This is a genomic window from Alteribacter keqinensis (assembly GCF_003710255.1).
Classification (GTDB): Bacteria; Bacillota; Bacilli; order Bacillales; family Salisediminibacteriaceae; genus Alteribacter; species Alteribacter keqinensis.
In genome coordinates, this window is record NZ_RHIB01000001.1 from 1,452,758 (window position 1) to 1,478,688 (window position 25,931).

The window sequence follows — 25,931 nt, forward strand, 5'->3', positions numbered from 1 at the left end:
ATATGTATATCCCTCATTTCATTTCCTCCGGCTTTCTGTATAGGAGGAGTCCCATTAAGACCCCTCCGTGGAAAGACACCGTTTCTATTTTACTGATTCTCTTCTGTTTTGTCATCCATATATATACGCACAACCGATCCTGCCTTTACTCTTGTTCCCGGGTCCGGAGATTGGAGAACTACTTCTTCTCCTTCCCCGGATACATCAAGTTTAAGCTCATAATATGCCTGGTTTATATCTTTTACAGTCCGGCCGATCAGATCAGGCACCTCAAGGATGGGTTCATCATTCCACATCCGCTCCTTTTCAATCTGGTGCTCCCGTTTTTTCACTCCCATGGCAGGCAGTGCATCTTCTATAATGTTCCCAACAATAGGCGCGGCTACAATTCCACCGAACTGAAGGGTTTCTTTCGGGTTGTCTACTGCTACATAAACGACGATTTGAGGGTCATCGGCCGGAGCGAACCCGATAAACGAGACGATATGGTTATTTTCAAGATAACGCCCGCCTTCAGCCTTTTGTGCTGTACCGGTTTTTCCGCCGACACGGTAGCCGTCTACAAACGCCCCGCGTCCGGTTCCTTTTGCTACAACGTGCTCAAGAGCATCCCGGATCTGGGCTGACGTCTCTTCTGATATCACATCTTTTTTCATTACAGGGGAGGTTCGGGAAACGACTTCTCCCGTGTCCGGATCTGTCCATTCCTTTGCGAGATATGGTGTATATAAATACCCTCCGTTCACTGCCGCAGCCACTGCTGCAACCTGCTGGATCGGCGTTACACTGACCCCCTGGCCAAAAGCGGTGGTTGCCTGCTCGAGCGGTCCGACGTTATCAAGATCAAACAATATTCCCTTAGCCTCGCCCTGAAGGTCAATTCCTGTTTTTTCACCAAATCCGAAGTCATGGATGTAGTCAAACAGTTTTTGCTTGCCCAGTCTTTCTCCCAGGACTACAAACCCCGGGTTACAGGAGTTTTGTACGACTTCAAGGAACGTCTGGGAACCATGTCCGCCCTTTTTCCAGCAGCGGAGCCTGTGTCCTGCCACTTCTATGGAACCCGGGTCATGGAAATGATCGTTTTTTAAATCGACTTTTCCTTCTTCCAGGGCGGCTGCCAAGGTGATTATTTTGAACGTCGATCCCGGTTCATACTGGCTCCAGACCGGTTTGTTCTGGTTGTAGATCTCCGGGGGGACTTCATTAAACCTTCCCGGGTCATAGTGCGGTCTCGAAGACATCCCGAGGACTTCTCCCGTATTCGGGTTCATGGCGATGGCGATGGCCCCGTCCGGGTTATAGGTCGCCTCTGCTATGTCCAGTTCCCGTTCGATAATGGTCTGAATGTTGGCATCAATAGTAAGCGTCAGATTCATCCCGTCCAGCGGCGGAGTGTATTCATCTGCCAGGTTCGGCATCCTTCTTCCCTTTGCATCGGAATAAAAAGAGACATGCCCTTCCTCTCCTTTAAGGTACTGGTCATAATACAACTCAAGGCCTGTAAGTCCCTGGTTATCAATACCTGCGAAGCCAAGGACGTGGGAAAGATATTTCCCGAAAGGATAGTGTCTGCGGTTATCTTCAGCAATATAGACGCCATCAAGCTGGAGAAGTCTCACTTCATTTGCAAGTTCATTGGAGATCTTTCTGCCCTCAGGATTGATTCGTACAATCGATTCCTTTTTTGTCACCAGTTCATACGCACGCTGGATGTCAATATTCAATACTTCTGCAAGTCCCGCTGCTGTTTTATTCGGATCCTCTACTTGTCTCGGCACAACAAGAACACTCGGAGCACTCACATTCGTCGCCAGTGCTGTTCCGTTTCTGTCAAGAATCTCTCCACGCTTCGCTTCAAACGGAATGTTCCTGCTCCACAAGTCTGCAGCTTTTTCACTCAGTTCCTGCCCGAGCACGAGCTGGACATAACCGAGTCTTCCCGCAATGACTGAAAACACAACCAATCCGATCATCAAAGATACGATTAACCGCCTCCGCACGGTCACATTAGATACCCGCTTCATTTTCATATATGAACCTCCCACTCTATTCAAAGACCGGCTTGGTTCAGTTTTATGAAAATAAAGGACAGGTTAGAACCTGTCCTTTAAGGCAGTTGATAAAGATCTTTTCTCTGTGATGGAGGATTGTTCGGACATTCGGGCGTCATTTCTTTCTGTTCAACCCAAAAATGTTTGTGAAAACCACTTTCTATTTTATAACTCACGCTTAAAGAATAAGTAGATTTATCGACAATCTGAAAGAGGCTGGGACATAAAGAATGTGTTTAGCTGAGAATCCGAACAACGCACGAACATAGCGGATGAAATATACGCAGACTCCTGCGGGATTAAAAGAAGCCACTGAAAAAGTACAAAACAACTTTTTCAGTGCCTTCGATGAAAAGCAAAGGTGAGATACCGATGTGACGAGCCTTTACTTCATGACAATGCGACGAGTTGCTTCGACCCAGACAGCTGCAAAGGTTAGCTGACAGAAGAAGAAGCAGGTATGCTGGAAGAGGGTAACCCGCTTCCAGCGGGAAGCGAAGTATATTTCAGGAGCGATTTATTTGTACCGCAAATGAACCGTTCGGATGCTCGTTGGCTAAAAAACTTCTCTCCCAGCCTCTATAAAGATGGATGTATCCAATTACCTTATTTCCCGAAAATGGACTGTAGGTCTGACTCCGATTCCCGCATGCTGGAGATGAGCCGCCCCACACTGTGCTGTATTTTTCAGAGCCAGTCGAAAGAGGTCTGGTGTTAATCCATAAAGAATTCGTCTTCTTCTACTTCGTCTTCTTCGGTTTCTTCGGTTTCTTCCTCTCCGGCGCTTTCTTCGTTTTCTTCTTCCGTTTCGTACTCAGTTTCATCACCGGTATCTCCCTGCTCCGCGGCAGGTTCATCCCCGCTTCCGAGCTCCACACTTAAGTTCTGGCCCGACGTCACTTCTGTCCCCGCAGGCACACTCTGGCTTATAACAAAGCCGCTGCCGTCTATGGTAACTTCCATATCCGCCAGACGGGTCCAGGCATGTACCTGCCTTCCGGACCAACCAGACATGTCCGGAATGAGGAATTCTTCCTCATTTGTCCTCATGAATACTTTCTCATAAGGGAGAATGGACATTTCCGGGTTAGGGAACTGGGAGATGACCGTGTTTCCTTCCCCGATAATGACGGGATCGAGCCCGTAATTCTTCAATGTTTCTTCTGTTTTTTCAACGGATTCACCACTGAAGTCTTCCATAACAATACCAGCTTCCTCCACATGCTCTTCTTCCACACTTTGAGGAGTGATGTTCAGGTACTGAAGACTTTGCTGCATGACAGGTTTGAATACTTTTGACACCGGCATGGCTCCAGTTTCGTGCAGCTCAATATCAGGGCGTTCCACGGCAACATAGACAATTACTTCAGGATCATCAGCCGGTGCCATTCCCATAAAGGAATATATGTGATTCCCGTGGCCTGTAAGCCTGCCAGGTCCGTCAGGGTTATTAATCTGTGCTGTACCTGTCTTACCGGCGATATCAAATCCGTCAATGGCGTATGGCTGCCCTGTTCCTGCTGATGAAGAAACAACCGTTTCAAGAAGACCGAGAACTTCCGCTGCCGTTTCTTCTGATATCGGTTCACCGACAACTTCAGGCTCAGTCTCAGAAACAATTTCACCTGAGTCTTTGTCATAAATTTTGTCAATTACGTAAGGTTTCATCATCTTACCGCCATTTGCAATAGCTGTAGCTGCCTGGACCTGCTGAATCGGAGTAATCGCCGAACCTTGTCCGAACGCGGTAGTGGCTGCATCAATCGGTCTGAAATCAGCGATGGAGCTGCCTGATTCGTTAGGAATATCAATCCCTGTAGGTTCTCTCAGCCCAAAGGCATCTACATAGTCAAAGAAGGTGTCCGGGGTGAGCTTTTCAAGTGCAAGTTTTGAAAAGGCAACGTTTGAAGATCGCTGGAATCCTTCATCATAGGTGATTTCCCCCCAGCCTCTCCCGCCGTTATGGTCCGGAATACGGTCCGGACCGATCTGATACGTACCGGACTGGTAGAGTTCGTCGCCGTTGTAGACGCCTTCTTCAATCGCTGCTGCAAGGGTCAGTGCTTTAATGGTTGACCCCGGCTCAAACCGGGAGCTTACAGCATAGTTTGTGTAATTGCTTATAGATTCATAGTTGTTCGGGTTAAAGCTCGGCCGGTTACTCATAGCCAGTATTTCCCCTGTCTTCGGATCTGCAACGATACCGATCATCCGTTCCGGAGAATATTCCTCATCCACCTGAGAAAGAGCTTGTTCAAGGACCATCTGAATTTTCTTATCGATCGTTAAGTACACGTCGTTCCCATTTCGGGCCGGATTAATCAAATCCTCTGTATTAACTAGAGCCCGTCCAGCACCGTCTCGCTGATATGTGATTGATCCGTCTTCAGAACTAAGGTATTCATCAAGGCTCTGCTCAAGACCCATTCTCGCTACGCTCATGTCACGCTCGGTATATCCGATGAGGTGAGAAGCGAATGTCTGATTCGGGTAATAGCGCTTTGGATCCTTTCTGAAAATGATGCCGTCGATTTCAAGTTCCTCCAGGGCATCCTTTTCTTCGACACTTAAGTATCTCGCACCAGGGATCTCCACCTGCACTAAATCCTGAGAAAGACGTTCTGCAACTGCATTCGTATCGAGATCGAGGACTGAGGTGATTTTTGCCGCCGCTTCCTGTGGATCACTTACATAGCTGCCATAGCTGTCGTCAAGGACAGCAATAAGCGTATAGGATGCCACCTCTTCGGCAATTGCTTCACCTTCCCGGTCAAGTATCGATCCCCTCTTCCCTTCAATGGTGTGAGTCTGTGACCACCTTTGTTCAATAAGCGCCCGGAGGTCCTGCCCCTGAACTTCTTTCGCTGCCTGAATGTAGACAAACCTTCCGAATACAATACTGATAAAGAAAAGGAAGATTCCGAGAACCCATAGGGCACGCACGGTAATCTTCCTGTTTTTTGTAACTTCCATTTCACAACACCCGCTTATTAATCCTGATTTTGGATTACTCTTACATTTTGATCATTCAATTCCATGCCAAGCTCCGCCTGGGCAATATGGAGAATGCGGTCAGGTTCAGACAAGTCCTTCACTTGCAGGGAAAGACCTTCATTCACACTCGACTGCTCCGTAATGCTACGCTCTGTTTTCTGAATTTCGTGGTTTGCAATATAAATCGTAGCATAGTTTGATAACATCACGTAAGCCGCAAAAACGACAGCAAGAAATGTCAATGGATAAATGATCTTCTCTCCCCGTGTAATCCCGCCTTTAAAAACACGCTGTTTTTTCTGTTTAAGCTGTCTTTCAGGCTGGTGCAGCGGCTGCTGAATTTGCTGTTTTGCAAGGCTCATAGTTATACCCCTCCCAGTTTCTCTTGTCTCTTTTTTTATCTCTTTTTTATATCTTTTTCTCTTTTGGCCCTTTTAGGCCTCTATGTTGACTTCTGCTACTTGTACTCCCTTTCCACAGGCGGCGGGGAGACTGCTATGCGTTTTTGAATTCTCTTTCACGATCACGGTATTTCCCAACGAGTGTTACTCATATGCTCCAGTCAACAACGGCCTTAAACACGTCAATTCTTTTCCGCAACTCTCAGCTTGGCTGATTTCGCCCTTGAATTTATTTCCAGTTCCGATTCGTTCGCAAGAATTGGCTTTCTTGTTACGAGTGTCAGTTCAGGTTCAAATCCTTCAGGAATGACAGGAAGTCCTTTAGGCAGCTCCGGCATAGCACTTCTCTCTTTGAACACTTTCTTGCATAAACGATCTTCTAATGAATGAAACGTAATGACGGCCAGTCGGCCTTTCGGTGCTGTGAGGTCAATTGCATCCTTCAGAGCTTCTTCAAACACGGTCAGTTCATCGTTGACAGCGATCCGGATTGCCTGGAACGTCCTCTTTGCCGGGTGCCCGCCTTTTCTTCTGGCAGGAGCCGGTATCGCATCCTTTATGACGTCTACAAGCTCTCCCGTCGTCTCAATCGGCTTCGCCTCACGTGCAGCTTCAATCTTCCGGGCAATGTTTTTGGCAAATCGTTCTTCACCATACTGGCTGATGATTTTCATCAGATCCTGGAAAGACCATTCATTTACAACTTCATATGCTGATAATTCCCGGGTCTGATCCATTCTCATATCCAGCCTGGAATCAAAGCGATAGCTGAATCCTCTGTCCGCCTCATCAAACTGAGGGGATGAAACACCAAGGTCGAACACAAATCCGTCCACGTTCGTGATGCCGAGGTTATGGAGTTCTTCTTTTAAATGGAGAAAATTCGAACGAACAAATGTGATACGTTCCCTGTAAGGTGATAATCGTTCTTTGGCAAATTCAAGTGCCCGATCATCCTGATCAAAACAAATCAATCTGCCACTTTCCCCCAACTGCTTCACAATCTGCTCACTATGGCCTCCGCCTCCCAGTGTACAATCAACATAAATCCCGTCAGGGCGGATATTAAGGCCATTAACCGTTTCTTCTTTAAGTACCGTTTCGTGTTCAAACATTTCTACACCTGTCCTTTAACTGCTTGTAGAACCTTGCGTATATCTATTACAAGTCAAAATCTACAATGCCTTCGGCTATTTCTGCAAACGAGTCTTCTGATTCAGCAACATATTCTTCCCAAATCTCTTTACTCCATATTTCCACACGGTTTGAGACACCGATAATTACACATTCCTTCTCTAACTTTGCGTATGAACGGAGAACAGAAGCAATATTCGCACGCCCCTGTTTATCCAGTTCACATTCAGTAGCACCGGAAAAGAAGAATCGTGTAAAGGCCCTCGCATCTTTTTTTGTGAATGGCAAGGTTTTAAGCTTTTGCTCTAAGTGTCTCCATTCTTCTTCAGGATAAACAAACAAACATTGGTCTAACCCTCTTGTAACTACGAAGGAGGAACCGAGATTCTCACGGAATTTAGCAGGAATTATCATCCTGCCTTTCTCGTCAATATTATGGCGATATTCTCCCATGAACATCCCGGCTCACCCCCTCCCCCACTTCTTAATACTAATCTACCACATCCCCCCACTTTCCTCCACTTTCTTTTGAAAAAAGTTTTTAAACTGTAATAATCCCTCTGTCTGGACTTAGTCAAAATCCTTTGATAATGCTGTTTGACAGTGTTTACAGGGGCTGGTGGGGGATTGTGGGAGGAATGGTGGGAGAGCGTGGGGGATTTCTGGAGGGGTTAAAACAAAGGCGTTTTTTTGAAAAATGGAGCTGGTTTGTGGTGCGAAGTGGGGAGGGTTTTTTCAGAATATTTTTTTCAGGCGTCGGTTGTTCAGGATAACTGAGAATTTGTCAGGATAAACCCACCATTGTCCAAAGATAAAATGAATTTCCCAAAGCACCTGAGCGAAAACCAACACCTGAATTTAACAATAATCAACTAAAAACCGGCATCAAAAGGAAATTTCTTTTGATACCGGCTTTGTAAAGTCACTATTTTTGTAAAATCACTATAAAATAACAACCGTATGCTTCTTTGGGTCGGGTCCGTTTTCCAAGACCCGGGCAGTGAGTTGCCTGATCACATCGGTGCCATAGCCATTCAGAAACGGAAGAACATTAATTGTCCGTTCCTGAAGTCCGTCCTGCGGGCGCAGAACCGTGTTAACGTAATTAAAATGATTCATTGACGGTGCAAGGGTCCGGTTTACCTGCCTGTCAACCTGGCGTTTATACCGATCCAGGACACCTTTGCCCATCCTTTGAAAACGCTCATGATCCACATCCGTTGAAGCGTGCTCCCGAAGATTGGCTGCCATTTTCTCCATGAGCGACTCAAACTCTTCTTCCGCTTTTTCAAATACCGGGTCATAATCAGCCGGCCTGTTCCGGCCATACCACTCGTCTCTTTTTTCGGAAGCTCCCTGTTCAATCGTTTTCCTGATGGAAAGGTCCCTCTTTCCAGCACGCTTTAATGCCCCTCTGTCAACAAGGGTAAACTGCATTCTTGGAATGAGGGGCGGGATCTTAAAATCAAACTCCCGAAAAACACTGCTCAGCGTCCCCCAGTATTTAATTTCACCTGCTCCTGAAATAAATCCGAGAACCGGAAGAAGCCATTCCTGCATTACAGGCCGGGAGACAACGTTATTACTCAGTTTAGCCGGATCTGTTTCAGCAATATGATGAAGCTCGTCTATCGTCCAGGATCTTGTCTTTTCTTTATTCGTAAATGCTCCTTCCTGGTCATCACTGTATAGAAGCGTTCTCTCATTGTGATCATCGAGAAAAAGGTGGGAGAGGCGCGGATCAATTGAAACAGGCTCACCAAAGCCGGCAGTTTTAAACCGTTTAGCCTGCTCTTCAAAAGCCAGACGTAATTTTCCATTCCGTTCGATCAGTTCATTGAAGAAAGGTCTCTCCAGCTTACGGACCGCTTCATCCTGGGCATCCATCAGAACGATCCCTGTTCCTTTAAAGAGGTGGTGAATCAGCTTCCCGAAAAAATCAACATAAGTTTTGGATTCATCGATCAGCTTTCCCCAGTCGGAAGCGATTATTTTTGTATCCTGGGTTTCCTGCAGGTGACGGATCGTACTCAGAAGAACCTTCTTCGCTTCTTCACGATTGAGGTTCCTGTTCGAGGCAGGAATTTTCAGATCGTTCCTTTCCTTCATAGCAAAGCGTTTCAGGTCCTGTTTATAGTAAACAAAGATATGGTTAATCTCATCAATATCGTGATCTTCTCCGGCAATCCAGAATAATGGAATGACCGGGAGCCCGAGATCCTTTTCTGCTTTATCTGCATGAGCAAGTATCGAGATCACTTTGTGGACCGTATAAAGGGGTCCCGTAAATAAACCGGCCTGCTGTCCTCCGACAATCATCAGGGAACGCTCACTGGTTAATTTCCCGATTTGAGTGAAGGTTTCTTCACCTGCTCCCATCTTTTTATTAAAAGAATAAAGAACGTCCTTTAACGAACCACGGTTAAATGACCGGGCAGCCAGTTCTTTTGCCCGTTTTTTAATACTTTCATCATCATAACCGTAATCGTAAAAGGACATAAGCCGGTCGTCTGCATTTATGTATTCATCTAGGAACGGGTTCAAACCCCGTACATCTTCGTATTGGATATGCATAGGTAACAACCTCTCGCCTTCAACATTTCAGATATAACGACTCTTATTATAGCAAAATTTAAAAAGATCACCAAAGAAACAGTCTCCGGTGGGCTACGCATACATTTTCGCAGTAAAACCTACAAACATAAGCACGAAATGAAGAACGAAGAAGAGAACAAACTGAAAACGCCAGACACCTTTCATTATTCTTATAAACTGAACATCCGTATACATCCGCCAGTGGGCAATGGTAAACCCGATGGCAGTAAGAAAGAGCAGTGCAAGAACGTATCCGATTAAAGAAATACCCCAGATTTCCAAGATAAAGAAGTGCACAGAAAGAACAAAAAAGATCAGGCTGACATCTACAGCAACTTTAAGAGCAAAGACTTTATTACGCGTTACTTTAACACTGATAAGATAGACAAGATAAAGGCCGATCAGCGGCACAGTAATCAATGTAGCTATGAACCCTGCCAATAAATTACCGATCATCGTCATAACTCCTTTCAACCCCTTTTATTGAATGATGAAGAAAAGACACCAAGGGCATTGTGACTTGTCTTTTTTCCGCTAATGACAGGAGGTAACCGGTAATAGCATCAACTTCCGTCTCGCGGCCGAGACGAATATCCTCGTGCATGGATGAATGATTTTTTCTTGTATTTACGATTACCCGCTCCACCGTCTCCCACTTGAATGGGATCACTTTGGTTATTTCTTTAAATACAGCACGGGCATTTTCCTTGAATAATGGATTATCCAGGAGAGCTCCGTTTTTAACCTGATAAAGGGCAGTGAGAGGGTTAATGACTGCATTTACTGCAAGCTTTTCCTCCATTAATTTTTCAATGTTTTCTTCACAGGAGCTAAAAAAACCTGCTTCCTGAAGTTTTTTCATCAAAAATTCTACAGTTTCACTTTCCCCTCTCCAGGAACCTGCCTTCCACGTGCCTTTTCCCGTATGAATGACGCCTTCATAATCAGTCGATCTTTTTGCGCCGTGTGTAAGTACACTTCCATAGAGGGGTGCATCCTTTAAAGAAACCTGTGCTTTTTCCATATGACCCATCCCGTTGAGGGCAAAAATAACCGGTACCTTTATTCTCTTCTTTGAAAGAATACCGAGAACTTCATCCAGGTGCAGCTGTTTAACAGAAACAATCACTGCGTCAAGCCCTTCCGTTGTCCAAGATGATATCGGTTGAGCCGACAGACCTCTTGAGAGTGTTTCAGGGTTGTCCTGATTACTTTGTATAAGAGTCAGCCCGCTATGATTGAGCCGTATGGACTGCTCCTCACGTTTTGTAAAAAGACTGACTTTAATTCCTGCTTTCAGGGCAAAGGCAGACAAGAGCATTCCGACAGCCCCAGCCCCGATAACCGCAACCTTCATACCGCACACCTCCACTGCACCGGAACCTTTTAATTTTCATCCGGGACTTTTACTCCATTGATTTTATCATAAATTCCATCTGTGCACGTTTTTACCTTTTTCTCGCTAAAGATTTCATGAAAGTTATAAAAATATATAGATTATTCAGTCGACATTATAGTAGAATATAAAGTAATCGATATGTTGGAGGGACAGCTATGGTTGATATTCAAGAAGTTAAGCGCTTACGTATAAACTTTAAAACCCTGGAGGAATTCGAGAACTTTCGTGAGTATGGCTTGCAGGAGTTGTCTATGAAAGAGGATCTGCAGGGAAACATCATTGATAACGACAGTGAGTCACCTTTCTATGGTGTCTATTACGGGGATAAGCTCGTAGGAAGAATGAGTCTTTATAAAGTAGATGCAAAATATGACCGGTACTTTGAGCCGCCTCAGGAATACTTCGAGCTGTGGAAGCTGGAAGTTCTGGAGCCGTATAAAGGCCGCGGTTTCGGTAAACAGCTTGTTGACTACGCAAAATCACTCGGCCTTCCTTTAAAAACAAATGCACGCCAGCGTTCCGACACTTTCTGGGAAAGAATGGGCTTTGAGCCTCTCACCTACGATACAGACCGTGACCGGGGCGAGAACCCATACGTTTGGTTTCCGCAAGGGGTAAAAGAACAAAAGCCGGAATAACACGGAAGCTTTCTGAAAACGCTTAAATGAAAATTCATCAAAAAAGAACGGTAAGGTGCGAAATACCTGACCGTTCTTTTTTAGTGGACTTAAGACGGAGACGAAGCGGTCGTTTTGTTTCGCTTCGCTGCACGCTCCACTACGTTAATCATCAGCTGATAATCATTTTTAATGAGTTCATAATCGTCTTTCATTTTTGCGAGCTCCTGACTGAGCACTGCATTTTCCTGCTTTAACGCTTCAATGGCTTCCATAAATTCCTCTGGTTCAGAAACCCCGCCATTCGTTTCAATGCATTTTTTCTGTTCGTGCAAAAACGTGATCACTTCATCAAAAGCTTCTACAACACTTTTCGAAGCCCCGTTGTCCGCTTCAGTCCGGTTTTCCGTCGCCTCTGCGAACCGCACTCCAGGTTCACTGTTTTTCACTTTCATCGTTTTTCTTTGTTTCTTAGCAAGCTGGATTGCTGTATCGTATTTTTTCCTGATCGCTGAATTCCACCGGAAACCGCACGCAGCCGGGGTTCTCGAAAGCTTATGACCAACTTCCTCAAAAGCCGCGAGCTGGGTGCTGCCTTCCCTTATGTGACGCAAAACCACCTCTGCCAATGTTAAGTCTTCATCGCTGTTCCAAGCATCCTGGCGTACCAATCGTCCGACCCCTCCTTTACTCTTCTCAATCGTTCATCCTAACTATATGCAGATGATAGAAGAGATAGACTCTTTTCTCTTATTTTCAGTATTCACCGATTATCGGTGAGTATACAAAAAGGCCGGCTGCGGGGAGGAAGTACATAACATAATAGGTGAACTTTGATAATAATTCTTGAGGGCTTCATCAATTTATGCTTCGTTGAAGGGAAGATACTCGGACTCGTCCCGAGCCATTCCATCAAACCTTCTTCTACATGAAGTAAAGCTCGTCACTGCAGGGTGTCGTCTGTCTTACACTTTTGCAGGAGTCTCGCACCTGGATTGTTGCTAATTTCCCTTTCTATAGATTACAGGAAATAAAGGCAGTATCGGTGTGCCGGCAAGCCTCCTCAAGCTAGAGCGAGGACACTGAAAATGTCCATTTTTTTAAAATAGGCTCTGTTAAAGGCAGATGTTGATTTTCGCTCCTTTGGCTACCTTTCCGCGGAGGCGCCGGTGAGCCTCCAGGAGGTTTATTCCTGCTTCTTCCTCTACCAGTAACGCTTAAGTTCGGTTTTAAACTTTTTCCAGTGCCTTCTAAGCAATGAGCGTAGCGGTTGCATGTTTAAAAAGCCTGTTATGTGTGGGCTTCTCGTAACAGGCGCGCAAACGAACGGAGCCATTGCAACTCAAATAAAAGCCACTGAAAAAGTTGTTTTGTATTTTTTCAGTGGCCTCTTCCCTTACCGGTCTGTTTTCGATAGAAAGGCGTTAACAGCATCGTGGTGTTCGTCTTTTGCCCACAGTTTTGCACAAGCCTTTACTTCTTTATCGATATCGTTAAATAATGTATCTCTTTCTTTTTCTGTTCTCACAGCATCTTTATATGATCCGAGAACACTTCCAGAAACCCCATTCCACTTGCTGAGCCATTCCATAAGTTCACTCTCACTATTCAAAACCGCCTGAATCCAGCCCATATTCAGTCCCTCTTCTGCTGTAAAAAGGCGGGCTGTCGTAAGCAGCGTCAAAGCCTGCAGATAAGGAACCTTTTCTTTAAGAAGACTCGCTCCTCCCCAGCCGGTTGTAATCTGGAGTCTTCCTTGTATAAAGCCTGTTTTTGCTCCAGGATCCGCCACTCTGAAGTCACACGCTGCAGCAAGTTCGCACCCGCCGCCGACAGCATGACCGTTTATGTAAGCAACAGTGAGATACGGCAGTGCAGCAATTCTTTTTAGAAGACGGCTCATAGGTACAAGCATTCCGAGAGCTTCATCCTCCGTTTTCAGGGAATGAAATTTACCGAGGTCCCCTCCGGAACAGAAAGCACTCCCTTTTCCTGTGAAAACGAGAATTCTCGTGCCCTTATCCTCTTCCAGCTTATCAAAAATCGCATTAAGTTCGTTCATGACGTCAAAATCGACCGCATTTTTGACTTCAGGTCTGTTTAGGGTAATCTTTGAAATACCATTCTTCTCATAAGACAAAATCACCTTTTTCAAAATACCGCCCCCCTGCATTGATTATGCTCATCCCTGATCAGAGGGTCTGACCCTCTGATCAGGGATGAGCATAATTTTAACTTTGGGAGTGAAGTCTGTAATCCTTCACTTTCATCAACATTTGGATTAGAAATCACTACTCCATACGTCCCGTGATAAAAAAAGGCAGGGAGGAAATGGCATCCTCCCTGCGTCAATTACGACCATTATTTGTTTACAACGTCTTTTCCTTTGTAGGATCCGCAAGCTTTACATACACGATGGGAAAGCTTAGCTTCACCGCACTCCGGACAATTTACCATGCCAGGTACGCTCAATTTGATGTGCGTACGACGCTTGTTTTTACGGGTTTTACTCGTTCTGCGAAAAGGTACTGCCATGACTGACACCTCCTTGAATATTCGTTCAATAGATAAAGCACAAACTTGGTTACTTGTCGAAAAACTTCTCCAGGTCTTTCAGCCTTGGATCGACCTTTTTTGCCTGTTCCTCGGAAGAGACCATTTCCCAGTCTTTCCCTTCGGCAGGTGCCGGGCCTTCCTTAGCTTCACTGAAAACCTGCATCGGCTTTTCAAGCAAAATACGTTCTTTTACGTAAGGCAATAAATCTACCGTGTTATCTTCCAACTCATGAACGTCATCTTCCTCTTCGAAGGTGGCCCATTCTTCCAACTTGAAAATCTCGTTGGCTTCGATTGAGAAAGGATACTCAACATCATTCAAAGTCCTTGCACACGGAAGTGTCATTGACCCGTCAATCTGCAGACGAAACGTCACAGAATCCCGGGCAAAGACGGCTTCGCCTTTCACGTGAACCGGGGTGATTTCCCGGATTTCACGATCTGTCGTTTTTACATCCGAAACATCAACCGATTCGTCGATGTGTAATCCTTTTTCCTTATAGGATAACAACTGTTGAACCGACCATTTCATTCTTTTTCACCTCAAGACAACAAATGTTATTATATCCTTGCAAAAATCGTTTGTCAAGGTAACTTCTTTACATCGTACTGATTTTTTATCATTTACGAAATCCCATCATAGCAAATATTTAATCAAAATAAAACGATTGACCACAGTATTTCACCTTCCCCGTAAAAAAACGGTTTAAACCAGCCTGTTTTTTGCTTATCCTTATAAATAGACAAGTTTTAACATGAAACGCCGTTCTGTTTCGGTTATCCTTACACTTATCCCAACATTCAGGAGGTACTTCCTTTGAAAACAGTCGGACTTGTTGTTGAATATAACCCTTTTCATAATGGACACTTGTATCACCTTACTGAATCCAAAAGAGTAACAAACGCGGACGCGGTCATCGCGGTGATGAGCGGATCGTTTCTTCAGCGTGGTGAACCGGCCCTTGTCGATAAATGGGCACGGACGAAGATGGCTCTTTTCGGAGGCTGTGATATTGTTATTGAGCTTCCTTACCTTTATGCGGTCCAGCATGCAAGCCTCTTTGCCAGAGGTGCAGTGGCGGCTCTCGATCAGCTCAAAGTTGATACCGTTGCCTTTGGCAGTGAAGACGGCAGCATTGACCGGTTTCAGGAAACAATCAGGTTTATGGAGCAGAATAAGGCGTCCTATGAAAAATATCTTCACCTCTATTTACAAAAGGGCTTTAGCTACCCGAGAGCGTCGAGTGCAGCCTACAGTGAAATCAAGCCCCCTGCCTTTAACGGGGTCGATTTGAGCGCACCCAACAATATTCTCGGAATCCAGTACTGCGAGGCGGTTAAAGATCTGGAGAGCTCTATCACGCCTTATACCATCACGCGTGAAAAAGCCGGCTATCACGACCCGGAACCGGGGGACAGTGCTATTGCCAGTGCCACTTCCATTAGAAACAGGCTCCTTTCGGAGGAGTATTCCCTTGATGATGTCCGTCCATTCGTACCGGAAACAACATTTGACGTCCTTAAGGAATTTTACAAAACTCACGGCCAGTGGCATCAGTGGAACGATTATTTCCCTTACATCCAGCATCAGCTCATTACTAAGTCACCAAAAGAGCTCGGATTGATTTATGAAATGGAGGAAGGGCTTGAATACCGGTTTAAAAAAGCCGTTACGAAAGCCGGTGACTTTGAATCGTTTATGGATTATGTAAAAACGAAACGCTACACACGAACGAGGCTGCAACGCTCTTTGGTTCATCTTCTTCTCGGAACCACAAAAAAGCAGGCCGGAGAGCTTGTTCATCCTCTCAGACCTGACTACATCCGGGTTCTCGGGATGAGTGAGAACGGCAGGAATTATCTGAATGGGATAAAAAAGGATATTGACGTTCCCCTTATTTCCAATGCCAGTAAAGGTGACAGCATCCCTGCCCTGGAAAAAGATATTCAGGCTGCGACTGTCCACTATCTCCCCCTTGTTCTCAGGGGCACCGGTTCACCTGTAAGGGAATATACAGCTCATCCAATTCGGGTAAATAAAAACGAAGAAGCCTCCATTTAAGGAAAGGCTCCTTCGTTTTTTTATCCAAGTTCCTGCTCCAGGTATTCCAGGGCTTCTTCAAACGAATCAACTCCAATTACCTCCATGTCGGTACCGATCGATTCTGCTGTTTCCAGTGCAATATCGTAATTTGACCCTTCCAGTCCGTTTTCATTGGGAGCAAAAAACACTTTCGCACCTGCACGGTCTGCTGCAATCACTTTTTGCTTGACACCGCCAATACGTCCCACTTCTCCTTCTTCACTGAGGGATCCTGTGCCGGCAATCTGGTTTCCTTTTGTAATGTCCTCTTCCACCAGCTGATTATATATCTCAAGAGCAAACATCAGACCTGCAGACGGCCCCCCGATCTGTGCAGTATCGATTGACACATCCGGATTTCTCACCAGTTCACGGTCCGTTACGGGATGTGCAATTCCGATCCCTCCCCGCTCCCCTGTCGGATCAAGCTCTTCCGGGAACTTTTCTACGGTTAAGGTTACGTCCTGTCTTTCTTCTTCCCGTTCGATCACAAGATCAACTTCGTCTCCGATATCAACTGACCCCAGTTCTTCCAGAAGATCTTCTGCCTTCAATGTTTCTGTTCCGTTCACTTCGACGATCCGGTCACCAACTTCCAGTTTTCTCTCGGCATCCATTCCTTCTACGAAGCTTGTAATAAGAACACCGTAGTTTTCAAAGTAGGCTTCTTTTCCAGCCTCATTGTAGGCAATTAAAACAGCCACATCCTGAGAACTTGTCATCATCACAAGCTGACGTTGATGATACTCTTCATCTGACTCACCTTCAGGGCGGATCAGGTTCTCTGCGATCAGATCACGATCATCAGATAACAGGGACCATACATAATTTATCGTATTCGCCCTTCCCATCCTCACAGTGGTAAGGCTCAGTGTTCCTTCATAATCATACCCTTCCTCTACTTCAATCACTTCACTGAGAACTTTTGCATCTCCCGGAATGCTGAAGTAATAGGGAAGCTGATAAAAATTCACGAACAAAAGCACCAGTATAAAGATCGTCCACCGGAAAACCGACCCTTTAATCGTTTTCCCTCTCGTCTCTCTCATGATGTTTCTCCTTCCATGCGGCTATTCTCTCTTTAAAAACATCGAGGTTTTTTTCCATCTCTTTTTCACCCTGCAGGATAATTTCTTCCACATCTGTAAACTGTGTTGCTTTAATGTGTCTGAAGATGGGCCTGATCATCAGATCCGACTCTATTTCCCGATATCTTACCATTTCTTTTTCCATGATGTCCATACTCTGGATAATCACATCGTAAATGGAAGTGATCTCGGGTTCCGTATTAAAATACGACACATCCACGGCAATGACCATGTCAGCTCCCATGCTCTTCACAACACTGACAGGGACCCTGTCAATCACACCCCCGTCAACAAACAGCCGACCGCCGATCCGTTCAGGTACGAGGATGCCGGGTATAGCAATACTTGCACGGACAGCCTGGGTGACATCCCCGTCCTTAAAAACAACTTTTTCCCCTTTTTTGAGATCCGTTGCTACAATCGCCATTTCAGGGGAGAGCTCTTCTATCTTTTTCTGCTTAACGAGCATTTTGATGATGCTTTTTGCTTTTTCCCCTTTAATAAAGCCCATTTTCGGCACAGTAAAATCAAGGAAATACTTCCGTCTGAACTGCATTGCCATTTTTTCCATCGTCTCAGGTGTATGGCCTGCTCCGAACAGGGCACCGACGAGGGCTCCCATACTGCTGCCGGCGATGTAGTCAACCTGGATGCCTTCCCGCATAAGTACCTTTAATACACCAATATGGGCAAACCCCCTCGACCCGCCTGAGCCAAGAGCCAAACCAATCTTCGGGTTCATGTCTTTCCCCCTGTTCCGTCCCGGTCGTATGTGACGTTTAAGGTCTAAACGCACTCAGTAAACGTATATTTAACCGAGGACAAGTTTATGATGATTCTGCCTGAGAGGAGGCCTGATCTTTTGACAGCCTCATCGTTTAAAACAATGGTTCTTGGAGGTACGGCCACGTTTCTGGCTGTCTCTTTTATATTGTTTCCAAAAGATGCCTATGAAGCCTCCATACGCGGCTTGAACATGTGGTGGGAGGTGGTCTTTCCTTCCCTGCTTCCTTTTTTTATTATGAGTGAATTTCTTATCAGCTTTGGTGTCGTTACCTTTGTCGGTGCTTTGTTTGAGCCTGTGATGCGGCCGTTATTCAGAGTTCCCGGTGTGGGCGGTTTTGTGTGGAGCATGGGGATGGCTTCGGGTTTTCCCGCCGGGGCAAAGCTTACGGCACGTCTTCGCAAAGATAAAAAAATCACCAGAATCCAGGCTGAACGACTCGTTTCATTTTCCAATGCTTCCAACCCCATCTTTATTTTCGGAGCCATCGCCGTAGGTTTTTTCCATAACCCTGCACTTGGTTTCCTCCTCGCCGTCTGTCACTACGGAGGCAACCTTTTCGTAGGACTTGCTATGCGATTTTACGGTACGGATGAGGAGAAAGAATCCAAACAGACCACACCCCGCTTCTCACTCCGGCACGCCTTCAGGCTGATGCACCAAGAGAGAAGGAAAGATACGCGGCCTCTTGGAAAGATGATGGGTGATGCCGTTTCATCTGCGGTCACAACATTGTTAATGATTGGCGGGTTTATCATTTTATTCTCAGTATTGAATCGTCTGCTTACGGTTATGCACGTTTCTGAAATGTTAGCGATATTGATTACTATTATACTTACTATCCTTCATATTCCCAACGAATTAAGTCCTGCTCTGATCTCCGGGCTGTTTGAAATTACGCTTGGCAGCCAGATGGCCAGTGTCGCTGCCGGCACCTCTTTGTATCACCAGGTGCTCATCACAAGCTTTATTCTTGGCTTTAACGGTTTCAGTGTTCAAGCTCAGGTTGCAAGTATCCTTGCTGAAACAGACATCCGGTTTAAACCGTTCTTTTTTGCTCGTGTCCTTCACGGGTTTCTGGCTATGGTTCTGGCAGCCTTTTTATTCGAACCTTTATATCCAAACGGCACAGGCCGCACAGCAACAGAGGTATTTGCTCCCGTAAATACTGAGCACGTGAACACATTTTTCATTTCTGTATATGAATGGCTCACTCATTTCGGCGGTCTGGTTACGCTGGGTGGTCTCCTCCTGTTTGTACTTCTTAAAGCAGGGCGGGCCCTAAAGGAAACGAAGAGTATTATGTAACTTCCATAGCTCTCACAGCTTAACAATGAAAAAGAGAGAGTGATTCAAGGTGGCCTTATACCTTACGAGTCACTCTCTCTTTTTTCAGCTGTTCAGTTTTTCACGCAGGGCAGTCTGCACCTGTTCAGGAACAAGATCGCTCACATCTGCATCATACTTAGCCAGTTCTTTTACAATACTTGAACTGAGATAGGAATAATGATGATTGGTCATCATAAAAAACGTTTCGATCTCTTCATCAAGCTTGCGATTGATTGAAGCCATCTGAAGCTCATACTCAAAATCAGAAACAGCACGAAGTCCTTTAATAATCGCACTCGCTTTTTTTTGCCTCGCATATTCGATAAGAAGACCATCAAAACTGTCCACTTCTACATTTTCAAGGTGAGAAGTTGTTTCCTTGATCAGCTTTACCCGCTCCTCCACAGAGAACAGGGGCTTTTTACTGCGGTTATTTAAAACTGCAATGATTACTTTATCAAAAATTTTGGCGCCTCTCGTTACAATATCGAGATGCCCCACTGTAACAGGATCAAAGCTTCCGGGGCAGATTGCAATTTTACTCATCTTCTTTTTCTCCCTTCCCGTGCATGTAAATGGATATCACTGTGTCACCGTATTTCTCCTCTCGTACTTTCACAAGTGTTTCGTATGTATCATCCAGGCTAACCCTTACATCGTGCTCTGCAATGATCTTCCCATTCTCTTCAAGAAGGTCATTGTTTGAGATAAAGCTGAGTTCTTCAGGGATCTGCTGTTTTGCATAAGGCGGGTCGAGGAAGATAAACGTGAATTGTTTTTCCCGCTTTACAAGAGCCTGAAGGGCACGTCTGGCATCATTTTTATAAACTTCAGTCCGGGACTTCAGCCCGCAGGCAGCGATGTTGGCGCGTATGCTCTGAATCGCCTTAAAGTCTCTGTCGACAAACACTGCTTTCTCAACTCCACGGCTCAGGGCTTCGATGCCAAGCCCTCCTGCTCCGCCATAGAGATCGAGAACCGTTCCCCCTTCAAAATAGGGTCCGATCATATTAAATATGGATTCTTTTACTTTATCTGTTGTCGGCCGTGTCGAATCACCAGGTACGGCTTTTAAAGACACACCTTTATTTTTACCGCTGATCACTCTCATGTTCCTGCTCCTCTGTCTTGATTCTTGTTCAGGCGACGGAATGTTTTTCTTCCGTCTCCATTATTCGTGCTTTTATCGTAGCACAAAACAGGTTGAAGCAAAAATTTCCTGATACAGCATTTGTCAATCTATGTTAATTTACGTGTATAAAGATTGGGTACTTGACCATAATAAGGATAGCAACATGATACCAATGTTGCTGACAACCGCGGAGAAGACTTACGTTTCCCCATAAGTTCTTCCTCCGGTTTCTCCTCTCCCATTGCCCTGGTAAGTGTGAACCGGCTTTACGGCCGGGTGCTTATTATAGGGTACCCGCAGAAGGTTGCTTCTGCGGGATTTTTTTGTTATTAATTCTATAATGCAGGCTACTCTGAAAAAGAATTCAAACTCAGCTTCATTGAACGGAATATACTCCCTTTCCGCGTTAAAGGAAGGGAAATAGCAACAATCTATCGGATTACAGCTATAAGGAAAGCTGATTCCTAGCATTGCCGGAAAAATGGCTCTTAAAGGAGAGCCCGCTTGCGGAATTGAATACGCAATTAAAAAACCTCCGCCCAAAGGCGAAGGTTTATAATCCCATTTTATAGTCATACTCTTTTGCTTTGTCAGGCTTGGAATTTTGAAATTCCGTGTTGAGCCAGGGGCGCATGGACATGGAGACACGTTTGACAAAGTGGTAGGATTCCAGCTTTTCCATCGTCTGTTCCACTTTTTCCCCGTCGCAATACAGCACAACGTATTTCATTTTTCTTGAAACGTAATGAATGTTTCCAAATCGCCGCAGCTGTTTCACGTGCTTCAGCGACTGAATCCAGACAGCCAGTCCGACACGATTTCCAATCACGCTCTTCCCCGTCCCCTTTTCCTGTATATGTTAACGTAAGTGTAGCACTACTCCTAAAAGGTGGCAAGCGTTCCCGGTGGGATCAGGAGCAGCCGCAGCTGCCTCCGGAACCACATCCGCCACTGCACCCGTCCTGGTCAAAGAACGGATTTCCTGTAGGCACCTTCACGCTTTTGGATACCGTATCAGCGATAATCAGACTTACGTCGCGGAGCATACTTTCAAGCTCTTTTTCCGCTTTTTTATATTCTGCAATCGAATCATGCAGATCCACCATTCGCTTAGCTTCCCGGACTTCTTTTGTCACCCGTTTGTAGTCAGGGTGGTACTTCCCAAAACGCTGGACTTCGTCGTAATCTTCCTTAAGTTTCAGGAATTCACTGACGAGGCGTGCCGCCTCTTTATCCTTATCCATCCGTTTTTTTGCATCTATATAATCAACGTACACTTCTGATGAAGTAACAAAGTCTCCGAGATCGTAAGCAGAATGGAGGACGTCTGCACTTGTTGCTGTAGTAATCATAGTAAAACACCTCCGTTACCATTATAGCACGTTCCGGGTGTTACATTTCAATACTTGATTGGTTCGCCATCTTCACACCCGGATATCCCTTGATCTCACTCATAAGCCTGAACAGGGCTTCATCCTTTTTCTTTGCTTCAATCATCACATCCAAAACGTCCACACTCCCGTTGATTTCCTGCAGGAAAGACCAGATTCTGTTTACATTAATATAATCTGCGTGACTTTTGTCCATGGGATGCTCTCTTGGACTGGATATGTGTATCTTAACTGGGAGATCACTTCCGTCCCACGTGCCGGCAACCCGGTCCCAAAACGTTTCAACCGGCGTCCCTCCGTTTACATCATGATGGTGAAGATCGAACACAACCGGTATTCCAAGCTTCTCCCCGAGATAGAGGGCATGCTCTACCGTATAATTCGTATCGTCATTTTCAAGGATCAGCATCTCACTAAGGGTTACCGGTATGTCCTGAAACCGTTCAATAAACGTTTCAAGTCCTTTTTCCACTCCTTGTTTCTTCCCGCCAATATGAAGCACACACCTGTGACGGGGGGCTTGATTCATCCCTTTTAAAAGACGGTAGTGATACATAAGAACCTGAAGTGAGCGCTTGAACACATCATCGTCGGTCGTATTAAGGACTGTGTAATGATCCGGGTGAAACCCTGTACGGATCCTGTGCCTCGTAATCAGCTCTCCCAGCTCCGCCAGTGCAGGGCGAATCGCCCTATCCCACTTCCACCCTTCAGTCAGAGGGTGTCCTGCCAGAGGAACGAGTCGGGATGATAGACGAAATAAAGCGATATCATGGGCTGCGTTATGTTTAATGAGCCTTTTGCAGTTCTCAATATTTTTAATCGAAATTCTCTCAAGCTTACGGATAGCAGCATTCCGGTTATCCAGCTTCTCAAACTGGGCGGCCGTCATCGTATGGGAAGGGGAAGCATTTGTAAGAGACATACTCATTGCAACGTATCCGAACCTGACAATCATGTAGCTTCCTCCTCTGAAAGATTATCTCCAAGTTGATCAGGGTGGATAAAGGCAATTCGTTCAATTGAATCGATCTGGATCTTCTTCTCATCAAGTGTGTGAAAGTATGGCCTTCCTTCACCAAGAGCATGGATCGATTCAATTTCAATGACCGATTGCCGGCCTGCCGGATCTTCAATCAGCACAGCCGCTTCCATGATAAGTGCCTGTCGCAACAAACGTAAGAGCATTGTTTTATCATAGCCTAAAAGAGAAAACCACTGCCTCGGCAGCTGCCCGATATCTTCTTTATATGGATGCCTGTGACCGCCTGATTCCTGCACAGTCCATCTTTTGCTTCCGGCCTCTTTTTTCTGTACCTTTGGAACGGTCTTTGATTCATTGAGCAGTCCTGCTTTTTTCAGAAATCCTGCTGCTTTACGCCCGTCCTGCTGAGAAACAAACAAATGATCCTGGAGGGAAAAATAATCAACTTCCTTTTTATCAAGCAGAGACGTACATGTCTCCGCAGCATGGATGTCCTGGATATGGAAACAATGAAAGAGTCCCTTTTCCTTCACAGGCGTTTTCTCGTTGATCCAACGTGCAAACTGCTGCTCATAACGCTTCGGGTCAATAAAAACCCCTCTGAATTTTTCAAAGAACGTTTCCACCTCAGGACCTGCCTGAACACTTTCTTTGGTAAAAATAACATGGGCTCCCCCTGATGAAAACACTTCAGGATTTACTTGCAGACTCCCCCACCTGAGAAGATGCCAGATAACCCCGGGATTAACCCCGGAAGGTATAATCATTTCAAAGTTCCCAAGATCCATAATGTACTGTTGATCATAAAGATCAATCAATTCCAGACCACAGCCGGACAAAACGCGCCCGTCCCCCGGAATCATGACACCGTAGGAAATTAGGTCATCGTCTTCCTCACATTCAAGGGGAGTGCCGTGAATAAATGCATGGACATCCATTTTATCTTGTTTCGTTTTCAATGAAAAAAGAGCGGCTTGTTCCATGACGTCATCAAAGCGGTTATGTAAAAAAGAAAGGAGCAGGTCTTCATTCCATCTGTTATTATCAATGCAGCCGAGACGTTTCATGGCCGCAAGAACCCATTTCTCTATTGCCGTGTGGTCCTTTCTCACTTTCGTAACGTTTTGCGTATACAGACGGTTCAGGGCATTCATTGTATTCCAGAAAAAGAGCCCCGGTTCTCCGGGAGGAAGAGACCCTTCTTTATTTAAAAAAGCCCTCTTCCATTCTCTCGGGACGAGCTCGCAGTGGTGATTTTCATAGGAAAGATGAAAAATAATCCCCGCTGCTGAAAGCCGCTCCCCCGCTCTTTTATCAAGGTAGGATTCACGTTTCGCGCTCGCACCTGCATCACCGAGGTCTTTTTTTAACAGGTGTGCAAGAACATTTTTCTCGCGAACACTGAGCTTAGCCATCACAGCAGCTGCACTTTCGTGTGATACATCTTGAAGGGGGGGAATGCCTCGGTGTTTCCTCTCTTTTTCAACAGATTCTATTTTTTCATTCCCGGTTAATGAAAGTATTGTAGCGAGTTTCACGATGTCCACTCCTCTGATTCATACTCATAGCCTTGCTCGATCATAAAAAGCTGCCGGTTTCCTGCCCTTTCCTCTTCCTTTGTGCCCGCGGTGACCAAGGAGTAAAACGTTACACTCCTGCCTTTGTCAGACAGCCGCAAAAGTCTGCCGATACGCTGTGCTTCTTCCTGACGGGACCCGTACGCCCCGGAGAGCTGAATCCCAACCTGGGCATCGGGCAAATCGAGTGCAAGGTTGGCTACTTTGCTCAGAATAAGCGTTGTGACTTTTGAATCCCTGAAAGCCTGAAACAGCCGTTCCCGTTCTTCTTTAGGCGTCTCCCCTGTAATAAGAGGAAAGCCTGTACGCTCTCTCACCTGTTTGAGCTGGTTGAGATAGCTCCCGATAACGATTATTTTTTCTCCCTGATGTCTTTCAAGAAGTGTTTCCAGAACGTCAAGTTTCTTCAGGTTTTCACTCGCATGACGGAACTGTTCACGCTTACTTTTATACCAGTGTGCCACTGCGTCTTCTTCACTGAACTGTACTCTTATTTCTTTACATACAGGCTTTGCAATCCAATGATTTTGTTCAAGCATCTGAATCCCTGCCTCATACCGTTTCGGGCCGATGAGACTGAAAATATCTTTTTCTTTTTTATCCTCACGTACACACGTTGCCGTCAGCCCCACCCGCCTTGTGCTGTGCAGAAGAGCCGCAAAGCGAAACAGTGGTGCCGGAAGCAGGTGGACTTCATCATAAATAATCAGTCCCCACCTGCGATTCTGAAAGAGGGGAAGATGAGAAAAGCTGCCGTTCTTCGATTTCCTGTGGGTCAGCATCTGATACGTTGTAATGGTAATCGGGAACATCGTCTGCTGCCCCGGTCTGTATATGCCGACTGACCCTTCCTTTACTGTCGTTTTGTTTTTAATTTCCCTCTCCCACTGCCTGAGAGATGTATCATTAGGTGTTAATACAAGGACTTCCTGTTTGATCTCTGCCATGATTGCTAAACCGACGATCGTTTTTCCGGCACCGCATGGAAGAACGATCACCCCGTTCCCCCCGTCCAGATGCCTTCTCTTTATCAGGGATTCACAGGCTTCTCTCTGATAGGGTCTTAACATAACTTCCGGCTTAAGGCTGATGGAAGCTTCCGTGCCTTCTTCGTATCCTCCGGAATCTCTGACCGGGTATCCTGCGTCCATAAGTGTCTGTTTTATTCTGCTTCTGTCAGCAGGCCGGATGGCCATGGCTTCGTAACCGTCTTTTGTGATAAGAACCTCTTCTTTTTCACAGAACAAAGAAATAAGTAATCCCTTTTTCTTTGAAACGATGTACAGCTTACCTTTTTTTCCTTTAATTATTTCCAAAAGGTTAAAACGTTCACACTGCTCTTTTATCCAGTCCAAAAGCGCATGTGGGGGATTCACCTTGGAGAAATCAGTTAAAAAAGAAGCCAGTTCTTCATAGGTAATTCCCTGCTCGCAGGCATACCAGATAGAATATTCACTCATCCGGTAAACATGAATAGCTGAAGGTGTTTTTATAAGATCAGCAATTTCCTGAATGACAGGATGAATGATTTTGTATTCTCTGTGGTTTGTCTGAACATAGATCATCCTGTCAGCTTGTACTAAAAGGGGCCTTTCCGGATTCATTTCTATCACCCTGCTTGTCGTGACTTCTATCTGTTAATGTCTGTGATTGGTCCGATTTTTATACAGTGACAAAGTTCTTGTATGTGGTGGAAGTATTGTTTGTGCGGGGTCAAATAGTTAAGGAGATATTATAAAGTGCGGGCCTTCTGTCGGCTGGTATAGGGGGTTAAAAAGAGTTTAAATTCCCACATATCCGGAAGGAAATCTG

At 45.5% G+C, this 25,931-nt stretch carries 24 protein-coding genes; 3 read left to right on the forward strand and 21 right to left on the reverse strand.

Features of this window, described 5'->3' with window-relative positions; translation table 11 throughout:
• Nucleotides 1-89: 89 nt before the first annotated feature.
• From EBO34_RS07090 to EBO34_RS07125, 8 genes are all read right to left on the reverse strand, one after another.
• Nucleotides 90-2,027, reverse strand: coding sequence for a stage V sporulation protein D (locus tag EBO34_RS07090; RefSeq protein ID WP_122898604.1), 1,938 nt, complete (start codon nt 2,025-2,027; stop codon nt 90-92).
• 741 nt (nt 2,028-2,768) lie between these two features.
• The gene (locus EBO34_RS07095; RefSeq protein WP_122897207.1) at nt 2,769-5,027 is read right to left on the reverse strand and encodes a penicillin-binding protein; all 2,259 of its coding nucleotides are present in this window, start codon (nt 5,025-5,027) and stop codon (nt 2,769-2,771) included.
• Between the two features lie 17 nt (nt 5,028-5,044).
• A complete protein-coding gene (gene ftsL, locus EBO34_RS07100) occupies nt 5,045-5,410 on the reverse strand; it encodes a cell division protein FtsL (RefSeq protein WP_122897208.1) in 366 nt (121 codons plus the stop codon).
• 221 nt (nt 5,411-5,631) lie between these two features.
• A complete protein-coding gene (gene rsmH, locus EBO34_RS07105; protein ID WP_122897209.1) occupies nt 5,632-6,564 on the reverse strand; it encodes a 16S rRNA (cytosine(1402)-N(4))-methyltransferase RsmH in 933 nt (310 codons plus the stop codon).
• Nucleotides 6,565-6,610: 46 nt separating this feature from the next.
• On the reverse strand, nt 6,611-7,042 hold the full coding sequence (mraZ, locus tag EBO34_RS07110; protein ID WP_122897210.1) for a division/cell wall cluster transcriptional repressor MraZ: 432 nt from the start codon (nt 7,040-7,042) through the stop codon (nt 6,611-6,613).
• Between the two features lie 483 nt (nt 7,043-7,525).
• Nucleotides 7,526-9,157 (reverse strand): bacillithiol biosynthesis cysteine-adding enzyme BshC, encoded by a 1,632-nt coding sequence (bshC, locus tag EBO34_RS07115; protein ID WP_122897211.1) that lies wholly within the window; start codon nt 9,155-9,157, stop codon nt 7,526-7,528.
• Nucleotides 9,158-9,250: 93 nt separating this feature from the next.
• Nucleotides 9,251-9,634 carry a DUF3397 domain-containing protein gene (locus EBO34_RS07120; protein WP_249414025.1) on the reverse strand — a complete coding sequence of 128 codons (384 nt, stop codon included), beginning with the start codon at nt 9,632-9,634 and terminating at the stop codon, nt 9,251-9,253.
• Nucleotides 9,624-10,535, reverse strand: coding sequence for a 2-dehydropantoate 2-reductase (locus EBO34_RS07125; RefSeq protein ID WP_122897213.1), 912 nt, complete (start codon nt 10,533-10,535; stop codon nt 9,624-9,626). The genes EBO34_RS07120 and EBO34_RS07125 overlap by 11 nt, the downstream gene beginning before the upstream one ends.
• 197 nt (nt 10,536-10,732) lie before the next feature.
• Here EBO34_RS07125 and EBO34_RS07130 point away from each other — a divergent pair, with 197 nt between their 5' ends.
• Nucleotides 10,733-11,215, forward strand: a complete 483-nt coding sequence (locus EBO34_RS07130) for an N-acetyltransferase (protein ID WP_122897214.1) — start codon at nt 10,733-10,735, stop codon at nt 11,213-11,215.
• Between the two features lie 89 nt (nt 11,216-11,304).
• On the opposite strand, the gene EBO34_RS21065 is transcribed toward EBO34_RS07130, so the two are convergent.
• The 4 genes from EBO34_RS21065 to EBO34_RS07150 all read right to left on the reverse strand — a co-directional run bounded on the left by EBO34_RS21065 (nt 11,305) and on the right by EBO34_RS07150 (nt 14,282).
• Nucleotides 11,305-11,865, reverse strand: a complete 561-nt coding sequence (locus EBO34_RS21065) for an RsfA family transcriptional regulator (protein ID WP_122897215.1) — start codon at nt 11,863-11,865, stop codon at nt 11,305-11,307.
• 725 nt (nt 11,866-12,590) lie between these two features.
• Nucleotides 12,591-13,340 (reverse strand): enoyl-CoA hydratase/isomerase family protein, encoded by a 750-nt coding sequence (locus EBO34_RS07140; RefSeq protein WP_249414063.1) that lies wholly within the window; start codon nt 13,338-13,340, stop codon nt 12,591-12,593.
• A 215-nt stretch (nt 13,341-13,555) separates the two neighbouring features.
• A complete protein-coding gene (gene rpmF, locus EBO34_RS07145; protein WP_026690012.1) occupies nt 13,556-13,729 on the reverse strand; it encodes a 50S ribosomal protein L32 in 174 nt (57 codons plus the stop codon).
• Nucleotides 13,730-13,778: 49 nt separating this feature from the next.
• Complete coding sequence (locus tag EBO34_RS07150; protein ID WP_122897217.1) at nt 13,779-14,282, reverse strand: YceD family protein; 504 nt, start codon at nt 14,280-14,282, stop codon at nt 13,779-13,781.
• A 285-nt stretch (nt 14,283-14,567) separates the two neighbouring features.
• On the opposite strand from EBO34_RS07150, the gene EBO34_RS07155 reads away from it, so the two are divergent.
• Nucleotides 14,568-15,812 carry a nucleotidyltransferase gene (locus EBO34_RS07155; protein ID WP_183163749.1) on the forward strand — a complete coding sequence of 415 codons (1,245 nt, stop codon included), beginning with the start codon at nt 14,568-14,570 and terminating at the stop codon, nt 15,810-15,812.
• A 20-nt stretch (nt 15,813-15,832) separates the two neighbouring features.
• On the opposite strand, the gene EBO34_RS07160 is transcribed toward EBO34_RS07155, so the two are convergent.
• The gene (locus EBO34_RS07160; protein WP_122897219.1) at nt 15,833-16,882 is read right to left on the reverse strand and encodes a SepM family pheromone-processing serine protease; all 1,050 of its coding nucleotides are present in this window, start codon (nt 16,880-16,882) and stop codon (nt 15,833-15,835) included.
• Nucleotides 16,854-17,663 carry a patatin-like phospholipase family protein gene (locus EBO34_RS07165; protein ID WP_122897220.1) on the reverse strand — a complete coding sequence of 270 codons (810 nt, stop codon included), beginning with the start codon at nt 17,661-17,663 and terminating at the stop codon, nt 16,854-16,856. Before EBO34_RS07165 ends, EBO34_RS07160 begins: the two co-directional genes overlap by 29 nt.
• Before the next feature lie 120 nt (nt 17,664-17,783).
• Here EBO34_RS07165 and ylbJ point away from each other — a divergent pair, with 120 nt between their 5' ends.
• A complete protein-coding gene (gene ylbJ / locus EBO34_RS07170; protein ID WP_429699419.1) occupies nt 17,784-19,013 on the forward strand; it encodes a sporulation integral membrane protein YlbJ in 1,230 nt (409 codons plus the stop codon).
• 84 nt (nt 19,014-19,097) lie between these two features.
• Here ylbJ and coaD read toward each other — a convergent pair whose 3' ends face one another.
• From coaD to EBO34_RS07205, 7 genes are all read right to left on the reverse strand, one after another.
• Complete coding sequence (coaD, locus tag EBO34_RS07175; RefSeq protein ID WP_122897222.1) at nt 19,098-19,580, reverse strand: pantetheine-phosphate adenylyltransferase; 483 nt, start codon at nt 19,578-19,580, stop codon at nt 19,098-19,100.
• Nucleotides 19,573-20,145: a 16S rRNA (guanine(966)-N(2))-methyltransferase RsmD gene (rsmD, locus tag EBO34_RS07180; protein ID WP_122897223.1), complete on the reverse strand. Its 573-nt coding sequence runs from the start codon at nt 20,143-20,145 to the stop codon at nt 19,573-19,575. The genes coaD and rsmD overlap by 8 nt, the downstream gene beginning before the upstream one ends.
• 574 nt (nt 20,146-20,719) lie before the next feature.
• Nucleotides 20,720-20,995 (reverse strand): YlbG family protein, encoded by a 276-nt coding sequence (locus EBO34_RS07185; protein WP_026690020.1) that lies wholly within the window; start codon nt 20,993-20,995, stop codon nt 20,720-20,722.
• Nucleotides 20,996-21,077: 82 nt separating this feature from the next.
• Nucleotides 21,078-21,518: a YlbF/YmcA family competence regulator gene (locus EBO34_RS07190; RefSeq protein ID WP_122897224.1), complete on the reverse strand. Its 441-nt coding sequence runs from the start codon at nt 21,516-21,518 to the stop codon at nt 21,078-21,080.
• Between the two features lie 40 nt (nt 21,519-21,558).
• Entirely contained in the window at nt 21,559-22,515 is a 957-nt protein-coding gene (uvsE, locus tag EBO34_RS07195; protein ID WP_122897225.1) for a UV DNA damage repair endonuclease UvsE, read from the reverse strand.
• Complete coding sequence (locus EBO34_RS07200) at nt 22,512-24,080, reverse strand: hypothetical protein (protein ID WP_122897226.1); 1,569 nt, start codon at nt 24,078-24,080, stop codon at nt 22,512-22,514. The genes uvsE and EBO34_RS07200 overlap by 4 nt, the downstream gene beginning before the upstream one ends.
• Nucleotides 24,077-25,723, reverse strand: a complete 1,647-nt coding sequence (locus EBO34_RS07205; protein ID WP_122897227.1) for a DNA repair helicase XPB — start codon at nt 25,721-25,723, stop codon at nt 24,077-24,079. The genes EBO34_RS07200 and EBO34_RS07205 overlap by 4 nt, the downstream gene beginning before the upstream one ends.
• Nucleotides 25,724-25,931 lie beyond the last annotated feature (208 nt).